Origin of the sequence: Ruminococcoides intestinihominis (assembly GCF_040096285.1) — a bacterium.
GTDB classification, from domain to species: domain Bacteria; phylum Bacillota; class Clostridia; order Oscillospirales; family Acutalibacteraceae; genus Ruminococcoides; species Ruminococcoides intestinihominis.
The window spans coordinates 1-10,591 of record NZ_JBBMEY010000051.1 but is presented as its reverse complement, the minus strand read 5'-3'; the positions used below and the strand labels follow the sequence as shown (position 1 = coordinate 10,591).

General features: G+C 35.7%; 9 protein-coding genes and 2 other RNA genes. 5 read left to right on the top strand and 6 right to left on the bottom strand.

Annotation, left to right across the window (positions count from 1 at the left end; all coding sequences use genetic code 11):
- Nucleotides 1–572: 572 nt before the first annotated feature.
- The 6 genes from ssrA to ffs form a co-directional block, all read right to left on the bottom strand.
- Nucleotides 573–917, bottom strand: a transfer-messenger RNA (tmRNA) gene (gene ssrA, locus WMO18_RS09635).
- A 33-nt stretch (nucleotides 918–950) separates the two neighbouring features.
- Nucleotides 951–1,412: an SsrA-binding protein SmpB gene (gene smpB / locus WMO18_RS09630; RefSeq protein WP_022505018.1), complete on the bottom strand. Its 462-nt coding sequence runs from the start codon at nucleotides 1,410–1,412 to the stop codon at nucleotides 951–953.
- A gap of 18 nt (nucleotides 1,413–1,430) precedes the next feature.
- A complete protein-coding gene (gene recR, locus WMO18_RS09625; protein ID WP_211148172.1) occupies nucleotides 1,431–2,033 on the bottom strand; it encodes a recombination mediator RecR in 603 nt (200 codons plus the stop codon).
- Entirely contained in the window at nucleotides 2,033–2,383 is a 351-nt protein-coding gene (locus WMO18_RS09620) for a YbaB/EbfC family nucleoid-associated protein (protein ID WP_022505016.1), read from the bottom strand. The genes recR and WMO18_RS09620 overlap by 1 nt, the downstream gene beginning before the upstream one ends.
- A 37-nt stretch (nucleotides 2,384–2,420) precedes the next feature.
- On the bottom strand, nucleotides 2,421–4,301 hold the full coding sequence (gene dnaX, locus WMO18_RS09615; RefSeq protein WP_248004732.1) for a DNA polymerase III subunit gamma/tau: 1,881 nt from the start codon (nucleotides 4,299–4,301) through the stop codon (nucleotides 2,421–2,423).
- Between the two features lie 76 nt (nucleotides 4,302–4,377).
- An RNA gene (gene ffs / locus WMO18_RS09610) (signal recognition particle sRNA small type) lies at nucleotides 4,378–4,476 on the bottom strand.
- A gap of 177 nt (nucleotides 4,477–4,653) precedes the next feature.
- Here ffs and ilvB point away from each other — a divergent pair.
- From ilvB to WMO18_RS09585, 5 genes are all read left to right on the top strand, one after another.
- Nucleotides 4,654–6,273 (top strand): biosynthetic-type acetolactate synthase large subunit, encoded by a 1,620-nt coding sequence (gene ilvB, locus WMO18_RS09605; RefSeq protein WP_211148174.1) that lies wholly within the window; start codon nucleotides 4,654–4,656, stop codon nucleotides 6,271–6,273.
- A 14-nt stretch (nucleotides 6,274–6,287) separates the two neighbouring features.
- Nucleotides 6,288–6,794 carry an acetolactate synthase small subunit gene (gene ilvN, locus WMO18_RS09600; RefSeq protein WP_211148175.1) on the top strand — a complete coding sequence of 169 codons (507 nt, stop codon included), beginning with the start codon at nucleotides 6,288–6,290 and terminating at the stop codon, nucleotides 6,792–6,794.
- Nucleotides 6,795–6,866: 72 nt separating this feature from the next.
- Nucleotides 6,867–7,886 (top strand): ketol-acid reductoisomerase, encoded by a 1,020-nt coding sequence (gene ilvC / locus WMO18_RS09595; RefSeq protein ID WP_211148176.1) that lies wholly within the window; start codon nucleotides 6,867–6,869, stop codon nucleotides 7,884–7,886.
- Between the two features lie 243 nt (nucleotides 7,887–8,129).
- On the top strand, nucleotides 8,130–9,872 hold the full coding sequence (locus WMO18_RS09590; RefSeq protein WP_367286566.1) for a leucine-rich repeat protein: 1,743 nt from the start codon (nucleotides 8,130–8,132) through the stop codon (nucleotides 9,870–9,872).
- 59 nt (nucleotides 9,873–9,931) lie between these two features.
- A complete protein-coding gene (locus tag WMO18_RS09585) occupies nucleotides 9,932–10,465 on the top strand; it encodes a BUD32 family EKC/KEOPS complex subunit (RefSeq protein ID WP_367286565.1) in 534 nt (177 codons plus the stop codon).
- The last annotated feature ends 126 nt before the right edge of the window (nucleotides 10,466–10,591 follow it).

Here is a 10,591-nt window from a genome sequence, read left to right as displayed (position 1 = left end):
CAGTTTTAAGAGGGATGTTGTACTCTTTTGCAGTTCTACTTGTAGATTTGCCTAATTCACATATATCATATACTACATTTGCTTTTAATCGCTTATCATATTTTCTGCTCATGGTTTCCTCCATTGGAATATTGATTTTATTATATCATATTCCTCCTGTTACTCTATCAAAAATATGATAAACTCTCATTTCAAACCACCTTAATCTTGATTTTCTTGACTTTGGCTTTTGTGAACTTGATTATCAGTTCATCTATAACGTCGGTGTACTTTCCTCGTGAGATGAGATCATTTCTCAAATCAATAAGGCTGTTGATGACTGTACGCCGTTCATCGGGTGATAAATATAAGTGATATCTCGGATTTCTCATTCTGCTACCTCCGTTTCATTTTGATGATTTCATTATAAACGGAGCTTACCCAAAAATCGAATATGTGGATAAAAAATCTTTTAAAGACAGAAAAACGCCGCTTCAGCTTTTACACTGAAACGGCGTTCTGTTTTTGTATCAGAGAACACATCTGACGGCAAATCCGCCGCTGAAAAAGTAGGTGTTCATCCAATACTTGTTTGGTGGAGGTGAGGGGAATCGAACCCCTGTCCGAAAATCTATTCCCAAAGCTTTCTACGAGTGTAGTTTGTATATTAACATTCCCTTACATAGTCGCCTACAAACAGGCTACTATGCTTAGTAGTTCCTAATGTGTGACAATGGTCGGAACACTCCAATGTTCACATTTACCACTAAATGATGCCCTGATTAAGTCGTGGTAATCTTAAAGAGGACAAGCTGCATTAAGCAGCTAGAGCAACTTTATTGTTGTCGTTTAATTTAAAAAGTTGTAGGTTATAAGTGGTCCTACGCCACTACTCGCTTACTAAGGTTCAAAACCCCCGTCGAAACCTTTACACCCCCATATATAAGGCAGTTTCCTGCCTATAATGTGGATTAATATTGCCTTTCTTTCAAGGCTCTGTCTATGTTTCTTTTGGCATCTCTTTCAGCCATAGAAGCTCTCTTGTCATAAAGCTTTTTACCTTTACAAAGACCTACTTGCATCTTAACCTTGCTACCTTTAAAGTAAAGGCTGATAGGGATAAGTGAAAGTCCTTGTTGCTGAAGTGTGCCAAAGAGTTTTAAAATCTCTTTTTTGTGCATTAACAGTCTTCTTACTCTCATAGGGTCTTTGTTAAAAACATTACCATGGTCATAAGGAGAAATATGCATACCGTTTACGAAGATTTCTCCGTCAACAATATTGCACCAACTATCTTTTAGATTTACTCTACCTGCCCTTAGTGACTTAACTTCTGTGCCACAAAGCTCAATACCTGCCTCATAGCTTTCAAGTACAAAGTAGTCATGATGGGCTTTTTTATTTTGTGCAATTGTTTTTGTACTTTCTTTCATAACTACACCTAAAATTTATCAAAGGTCTGTTCTGCCTTCCAAAGCTCTTGCAAGTGTAACTTCATCAGCATATTCCAAATCTCCACCTACAGGAATACCATATGCCAGTCTTGTAACTTTTATACCAAGTGGTTTTAGTAATCTTGTTAAGTACATAGCAGTTGCTTCACCCTCAACAGTAGGGTTAGTTGCCATAATAACTTCCTTAACCTCTTGATTATTCAGCCTTGCCAAAAGTTCTTTAATCTTTAACTGGTCAGGACCAACACCGTTTAGGGGAGAGATTGCTCCGTGAAGTACATGATAAGTACCTCTGTATTCATTAGTGCTTTCCATTGCCATTGCGTCCCTTGGTGTTTCAACAACACAAATAACAGAATGGTCACGGCTTGTGCTTGTACAAACAGGACATTTGTCTTTGTCGGTAAAGTTGCAACAAATGCTACAATACTTTATCTTTTCATGTGCATCAATAATAGCTTTAGAAAATTCCTCTGCTTCTGTTTTTGGCATATTTAGAACAAAATATGCAAGTCTTTGGGCAGTTTTTGCACCGATACCCGGAAGTTTTTCAAATTGCTCAATGAGTTTTTGCAAAGGAGCAACGCTATAACTTGCCATTAGAACATACCCGGAATGCTAAGACCACCGGAAATAGCAGATAGTGCATCTTCCTTTTCTTTTGCAGCATTTCTAAGAGCTTCGTTAACTGCACCGATAACAATATCACTTAACATTTCAACATCTTCAGGGTCAACAACTTCAGGGTCAATTTCAAGTGACTTAACTTCCATCTTACCTGTAACAGTAGCCTTAACTGCACCACCACCGGCAGTAGCTGAGTATTCTTTTTCTTCCAGCTCGGTAGTTGTTTCTTCCATTTTCTGTTGCATTTTCTGTGCCTGCATAGCTAGTTGCTGCATATTTCCAATGCCGCCACCACCATAGTTCTTTGGTAATCTTGCTTTCATATTAATATTTCCTTTCGCTTTATAAAATTATTATACTTTATTCTTCAGTAATTTCAATACCTTTTTCCTTTAAATTGTCAGTAAATTCATCCAGAGGGTCATTTTTTTCAACTCTTTTAACCGGTGGCTTGTATGGACCAAGGTTATATCTCTTACCGGTTAATTCCTGAACTGCATCTCGGATTCTGTCCTTCTGTTCAGGATCTCTCTTTAGCAGTTGAAAAGGTATATCTGTTTTTGCATCAATCAGTAGATAATTTCCACTGACATAAGCAGTAGTATCTAAGAAAGACATAGCAATAGTTTTGCTATATTCTTTTAGGTTCTCTACAACTTCTTGCCATTGCATAAATGGTTTTGCATTAGCATAAATTTCTTCAAGGTTAAGTTGCTTTTTTGGGGCAGGCTTGTGTTCCTCAACTTTTTTTGGTTCATTGTGATTAATAATTTCTGGGAATGGTACGGGACTGCTTGGAACAGTTGGAGCAAATGACTTTTCTGCTTTAGCTCTTTCTTCCTTTTTTAGAAGTCCTTTTTTTACTTCCTCAATCTTGTTTCTTAAGCTATCTGCACCTGCATACTTATCTTGTTTAGGTGTACCGTCATCAACAAATGGATTAACAGGTGGCTTTTCTTTAGAAACAACCTTTTCTTCCTTTTGAATTGGCTCTGTAGAAATTGGGGAAGAAGTAGCAACTTCTTCTTTTGCAATAGGTGAAGTTTCTTTATTAGTAACTTCTTTAGTTTCGGTAGCTTTTGCTGAACCGAAGTTTCCCATATTTACTGCTCTTTCAAGTTTAACTAATCTTGAAAGCAAAGCCTCTTGACTACCGTCCAGTTCAGGAGCAGTTAACTTAATTAAAGCAGTTTCCATTTCTGTACGGTTAGAGGAGCTTTTTCCCATTCTTTCAGCACTTCTCTGAAGTACATCCATAAAGTAAATTATATCTGCCAAAGAAACATAATCACATTGACTTACTGCCTCATCGAATTCCTCATCACTCATAACAATCATTTGTCTTGGGTTATTAATTGTTTTGATAAGCATATAATTTCTAAAGTGGTCAATAAGTTCAGCACAAAGCCTTGCCATATCTTTACTTTCGGAATGTAGCTTATCAACAATTTTTAAGGCTCTTTGAGGGTTCTTGTTTATACAAGCAGAAGATAGGGAGAATAGGTAGTCCTTTTGAGCAAGACCGGCAGCTTGTCTCACAACTTCTGCATCAATATTTTTGCTAATGCCGATACATCTATCCATTATAGACAAAGAGTCACGCATTGCACCGTCTGCAATAACTGCAGTTAGGTGACAAGCATCATCAGTAATAGTTACATTTTCTTGTTCTGCAACATACTTTAGTCTTTTTGTAATATCCTCAGGAGAAATTCTGTGGAAGTCAAAACGCTGACATCTGGAAAGAATTGTTTGAGGTAACATATGAACTTCTGTTGTAGCAAGAATAAATATAACATGAGCAGGTGGTTCTTCAAGTGTTTTTAGCAAAGCATTGAAGGCTGCATCAGTAAGCATATGAACTTCATCTATAATGTAAACTCTATACTTACCTTTTGATGGGGAAAAGGATGATTCTTCAATTAGTTCCCTAATATCATCAATACCTCTGTTACTGGCTGCATCCATTTCTACAACATCAAGTAAGTTGCCTTCTTGAAAATCAATACAGTTTTCACATTTACCACAAGGGTTGCCATCTTGTAAATCAAGACAGTTAACTGCTTTTGCAAGAATTTTAGCACAAGTTGTTTTACCTGTACCTCTAGAACCGGTGAATAAATAAGCATGATTGATTCTGCCACTTTTAAGTTCATTTTTAAGAGTAACAGTAACATGAGGTTGACCTACTACATCAGCAAATGTTTCCGGTCTCCATTTACGGTACAAAACTTGATACATAAAATTCACCTGCTTTTCTGTAAAATAAAAAATTGCAAACCGTTATGCCGTCATAACGGCAATGATTTACATAAGTGAACGGCAGACTTACTATATCGCATCGAGAACACTGCTTAATGCTGCTCAGTTCCCTGCCTGACATGATTCACAGGCCTCAATCGTATAGGGCCTGTCGTTCGCTTATATAAACCAAAAGTATAACTGGTTTGCAACGTATAATGTATTATAACATATAGATTTAGAAAAATCAAGGAGTTTTTTTTGCTTTCACTACTTGAAATAAATTAGGGAATATTGTATAATCAAGAGAGTAAAAAATAGTAAAAATTTAGCATAGGAGTATAATAGGCTTATGATTAGTGGTGCAGACATTATGATTAAGTGCTTGGAAGCTGAAGGCATTGATACAGTTTTCGGTTATCCGGGTGCAGCTATATGTCCATTTTATGATTCACTATATAAATCTAATATAAAGCATGTTCTTGTAAGAATGGAACAGTCAGCAGTACACGCAGCTAACGGTTATAGCCGTTGCAGTAACAAGGTTGGTGTATGTGTTGCAACATCCGGTCCCGGTGCTACAAATATGATTACCGGTATAGCTACTGCTTACTCAGACAGTATTCCGGTTATTTGTATTACAGGACAGGTAAAGAGAGAACTTCTTGGTAGAGATGTTTTCCAAGAAGCTGACATTACAGGTGCTTGTGAACCATTTGTAAAGCATAGCTACCTTGTAAATGATACAAAGGACTTGCCAAGAGTATTTAAAGAGGCTTTCCATATTGCCACAACAGGCAGAATGGGACCTGTTCTTATAGATATACCTCAGGATGTTCAGGAAGAAGAGATTGAGTCTTTTGAATATCCGGATAGTGTTGATATTGTTGGATACAAACCAAATGTTCGTGGTCACAAGATGCAGATTAAAAAGGCAATTGACCTTATTAAAGAAGCAGAAAGACCACTTATTGTTGCCGGTGGTGGTGTACTTTCTTCAGGAAGTAAGCTAAAGCTACAACAGTTTGCAGAAATGACAGGTATTCCGGTAATTTCTACATTAATGGGTATCGGTGTAATGCCTAGTGAACATATGCGTTACCTTGGTATGTTAGGTACACATGGTAAGAAATATGCAAATATGGCATTGCATGAAAGTGACTTGCTTATTGTTTGTGGTGCTAGACTTGGTGACAGAGCTGTTGCAAAGCCTGACCAGGTTAGTCGTACAAGCAAGATTATACATATAGATATTGACCCTGCTGAAATCGGTAAGAATGTTAGAACAACAGTACCGATTGTAGGGGATATGAAGAATGTAATTGAAAAGTTAATTGATGAAATCGGTGACTACCACATTCCTCATCAGTGGTGTGAAACCTATAGAGAATGGAAAGAAAAACTTTATAGAGTTCCACCTGTTAAGGAAGGTTATGTTGAACCAAGATCATTGATTGCAAAACTTTCATTTATGATGAAGAGCAAGGGTATTCTTGTAGCCGATGTTGGTCAGAACCAAATTTGGTGTGCTAACAACTTCCGTATTCGTGAGGGCAGATTCCTTACAACCGGTGGTATGGGTACAATGGGATACAGTGTTCCTGCAGCAATTGGTGCTAAAATGGCAAGACCATCAAGAGACGTTGTTGCAGTTTGTGGTGACGGTTCTTTCCAAATGAACCTAACTGAACTTGGCACAATTATGCAGAATAATGTTGATATTAAGATTATTGTTATGCGTAACAATCGTCTTGGTATGGTTAGAGAACTTCAGTCAAACCATTACGGTAGCAGATACAGTGCTACAATCCTTGGTGATCCTGATTTCACAAAGATTGCTGAGGCTTATGGTATTAAGACTGCTGAAGTTAACTCAAACGAAGAGGCTGAAAAAGTTGCAGAAGAAATGTTTAAGCTAAAAGAACCTTTCATTCTTATCTGTAATGTTCATCCTGATACACCATCAATTTAAGTAGGGGGATTAAGATGAAATATACTTTATCAGTTATTGTTGAGAACTGTTCAGGCGTATTGTCAAAGATTTCTGGTCTTTTCTCAAGAAGAGCATTTAACATTGACAGTCTAGCCGTTGGTGTAACAAGTAATCCTAAAATCTCTAGAATTACAATTGTTACTGATGGTGACGAATATGTAGTTGAACAGATTGAAAAGCAACTAAACAAGCTTATCCCTGTTATCAAGGTTAAACGCCTTGAAGAGGGTGAATATATAGGTCGTGAATTACTCTTAATTAAAGTTTCTTGCACAAGTAAGAAACGAGAAGAAATTATGGGTATTGCACAACTTGTTCAAGCTAAAATTGTAGATGTTTCATCATCTGCAGTAACCCTTGAATATAGCGAAGAAGTTGACAAAATCGACATTTTGCTTGAATTACTGAGACCATTTGGTATCAAGGAAATTGTTCGTACAGGTAAAGTAGCTATTGAAAAGGGACATGGTGAAGCCTATCACAGTGGCTTCAACGATTAAGCGATTAACTAGCATTAAATTTTCCATGCTATTTAACCTTATATTATGCCAATTTTAAGGGAGGAATATAAAATGGCAGCAAGAATTTTTTATCAACAGGATTGTGATCTTAACCTACTAAAGGATAAGACTGTAGCAATTATCGGTTACGGTTCACAGGGCCACGCACATGCACTTAACCTAAAGGATAGTGGCGTAAAGGTTATTATTGGTCTTTATAACGGTTCTAAGAGCTGGGCTAAGGCTGAAGCTCAGGGCTTTGAAGTATTTACAGCAGCAGAAGCAGCTAAGCAGGCTGACATCATTATGATTCTAATCAACGATGAAAAGCAGGCAGCTATGTATAAGAAGGACATTGAACCTAACCTAGAAGAAGGCAATATGCTAATGTTCGCTCATGGCTTTGCAATTCACTTTGGTCAGATTGTACCTCCAGCTAATGTTGATGTTACAATGATTGCTCCTAAGGGACCTGGTCACACAGTACGTTCAGAATATCAGGCAGGTAAGGGTGTTCCTTGTCTAGTAGCTGTTGAACAGGATTACACAGGTATGGCTCAGCAGTTAGCTCTAGCATATTCAGCAGGTATCGGTGGTAGCCGTGCTGGTGTTCTAGAAACAACATTCAAGACAGAAACAGAAACTGACCTATTCGGTGAACAAGCTGTTCTATGTGGTGGTGTTTGTGCTCTAATGCAGGCTGGTTTTGAAACACTATGTGAAGCAGGTTATGACCCAAGAAATGCTTACTTTGAATGTATCCACGAAATGAAGCTAATCGTTGACCTAATTTATCAGTCAGGTTTCGAAGGTATGAGATATTCAATCTCTAACACAGCTGAATACGGTGACTACATCACAGGTCCAAAGATTGTTACAGAAGACACAAAGAAGGCTATGAAGCAGATTCTAGCAGACATCCAGAGTGGTGCTTTTGCTAAGGACTTCCTACTAGATATGTCACCAGCAGGTGGTCAGGCTCACTTCAGAGCTATGCGTAAGAATGCTGCTCAGCATCCATCAGAAATCGTTGGTAAGGAAATCCGTAAGCTATATAGCTGGGATGATGGCGATAAGCTAATCAACAACTAATTTTTAATTAGTTAATCATATTATCTATTCTGACTTATAAGGCTGTTCCGTTATGGGACAGCCTTTTTTCTGACTAATTTTGACTTATTTTAAGTAAATTTGACTTTTATTTTAAATAGAAAAAATTGTATAGTAAAGTTTTACAATAATAATGCTTATGTGTGTAATAAATTTTAGCATTTATTCAATAGTAAATGATAAGAAAAAATGATAAAATATTAATAGGATAAAAGGAGGAATATTATGAAAAAATTATTATCCATTGTTTTGGCAGTTTTAATGTGTATGACTGCTATGACAACAGCAATTTCTGTTTCTGCTAAAGAAACAAATACTGTGGAAACTTCTGCAACAGTAGGCAACATCTCTTGGGGTGTTAGTGGTGGTTACCTTTATATTGTAGGTTCAGGTGAATTACCTAACTTTACTGCTTATAATGCACCATGGAGTTCTAAGTATCAGGAAATTAACAGAGTAGTTATTGATGGTAATATCACTTCTATCGGTTCATATGCTTTTTATAATCTATCAAATCTTGTTTCTGTACAGTTTGATGGTGTTTCAAAGCTAACTAAGATTGGCAATAATGCTTTTAGTTATTGTACTTCTTTAACTGATATTACTTTACCTTCAACAGTTAAAAGTGTAGGCAAGAATGTATTTTATAATTGTAAGGCTATGACTAATTTTACAACAAATTGTAGTGCTTCTTACGGTGACTATGCTTTTGAATATTGTACAAATCTAAAGACAGTTAATGCTCCAAAGTCTAAGTCTTTTGGTGGCAATGCTTTTTATGGTTGTGATAATCTTACAAAGGCAAACCTAGGTAATGCAACACTAGGTGAGTATTGTATGTACAATAACGATAAACTGGTTAGCCTTACTGCAGGTTCCCTAAACAAAAGAGCGGTTTATAGTGCTGATAATCTAACTTCACTTAATATTAGAAATGCAAAGTTTATAAAGGGTTTTGCTTTGTACAACCTACCTAAGTTAACTTCTGTTAGCTCAAATGCAACTTCTATTGATGCTGATGCATTCTTTGGTTCAGAAAATATTAAGACAATTAACCTACCAAAGGTAAAAGTAATTCAAGATTATACTTTTAAAAATGCTAAGAAACTACAAACAGTAAAACTTGGTTCAGCACAGAAAATCGGTAAATATGCTTTTTATGGTTGTACTAACCTAACAACAATTACTGGTACATCTAATGTTAAGAGAGTTGATATTGCTGCATTCGATAGTTGTAAAAAACTTAAAAAGTTTACTTCTTCAAGTAAGCTAGGTTATGTTGGTTACAATGCATTCTTTAATTGTCAGAATATGACAGGTTCAATTAACTTCTCTAATGTTACATATGTTGATGATAATGCATTTGCAAACTGTAAGAAGTTAGCATCAACACTTAACTTTAAAAAGGTAACAAACATTGGTACATCTGCTTTCTTTAATTGTCAAAAACTAAAGGGCAATACACTAGGTACAAAGCTTAAGAAACTTGGTTCTAAAGTATTTATCGGTTGCAGTAGTATCAGTTCACTATATGTACCTTCAACTTGTAAGAAGACAGGCTATGATATTTTTGTAAAACAGGCATTCTCAATTAAGGACTCTAACGGTTATTTTACTTATAAGTATTACCCAAATGGTAAGAAGATTACTATTTACGGTAACAAAGGTTCAGGTATTCATTCTTATGCAAAACTATACAAAAACCCATTTAAGTATGCCGTTAAATCAGTTTCTGTGAATAGCACAAAGGTAACAATTAAGAAAGGTAAGACTTTCAAACTAAAAACATATGTAAGCCCTGCAAACTGTGGCAATAAAACAGTTACAGTAAAGAGTAGCAATGCAAAGGTTGCAACAATTAACTCTAAGGGTATTATCAAAGGTATCAAAAAGGGTACATGTAAAATTACAGTAACTGCAAGAGATGGTTCTCAAAAATCAAAGACTGTTACAGTTACAGTAAAATAAATTAAATATTAAAAGTCCCTTGTATAAGGGACTTTTTTGTATATTTATGGGAGATAATTATGGAAAAAATGAATGTTAACTCTAGGGCGTTTTCAATAATTAAGTTGTTAGGTAAGGGGAAGGGTGGATATTCTTATCTTGTAACTGATGGTAAGAAAGAATATGTACTAAAGCAAATTCACCATGAACCATGTTCCTATTATCAGTTTGGCGATAAACTTCAATCTGAACTTGATGATTATAAAAGATTATTGGATATAGGTATTGCTATGCCGAAATTACTTGACTATGATAGAGAAAATGAAAGAATTTTAAAGGAATATATCAAAGGTGAAACTGTTTTTTATATGGTATTAAATGATTGTCTGCCTAATGCTTGTATAGAGCAAGTAAAGGAGATGTGTAAAATTCTTTATCCTAAAAATACAAATATTGATTATTTCCCAACTAACTTTGTGTTCCAAGATAATATTTTATATTATATAGACTTTGAGTGTAATGACTATATGGAACAGTGGAATTTTGAAAATTGGGGTATTAATTATTGGTCAAAAACATCTGAGTTTCTCTCTTATGTAGAAGAACATAAATAGCCTATTATAAAATATTTTTTATTTTAGTGTTTTGTAAATTAGGGTTTGTGGGGATGTTGTAAATTATAAAAAACTGTATACCATCTTATTACTCTATACACATTGTTCGCCCGTAATGAAAGTGTG

What these genes read in the sequence shown, in the direction of transcription:
- dnaX (WP_248004732.1), bottom strand. Translation starts at nt 4,301, where the DNA reads ATGTATCAAGTTTTGTACCGTAAATGGAGACCGGAAACATTTGCTGAT.
- recR (WP_211148172.1), bottom strand. Translation starts at nt 2,033, where the DNA reads ATGGCAAGTTATAGCGTTGCTCCTTTGCAAAAACTCATTGAGCAATTT.
- ilvC (WP_211148176.1), top strand. Translation starts at nt 6,867, where the DNA reads ATGGCAGCAAGAATTTTTTATCAACAGGATTGTGATCTTAACCTACTA.
- ilvN (WP_211148175.1), top strand. Translation starts at nt 6,288, where the DNA reads ATGAAATATACTTTATCAGTTATTGTTGAGAACTGTTCAGGCGTATTG.
- WMO18_RS09620 (WP_022505016.1), bottom strand. Translation starts at nt 2,383, where the DNA reads ATGAAAGCAAGATTACCAAAGAACTATGGTGGTGGCGGCATTGGAAAT.
- WMO18_RS09590 (WP_367286566.1), top strand. Translation starts at nt 8,130, where the DNA reads ATGAAAAAATTATTATCCATTGTTTTGGCAGTTTTAATGTGTATGACT.
- smpB (WP_022505018.1), bottom strand. Translation starts at nt 1,412, where the DNA reads ATGAAAGAAAGTACAAAAACAATTGCACAAAATAAAAAAGCCCATCAT.
- WMO18_RS09585 (WP_367286565.1), top strand. Translation starts at nt 9,932, where the DNA reads ATGGAAAAAATGAATGTTAACTCTAGGGCGTTTTCAATAATTAAGTTG.
- ilvB (WP_211148174.1), top strand. Translation starts at nt 4,654, where the DNA reads ATGATTAGTGGTGCAGACATTATGATTAAGTGCTTGGAAGCTGAAGGC.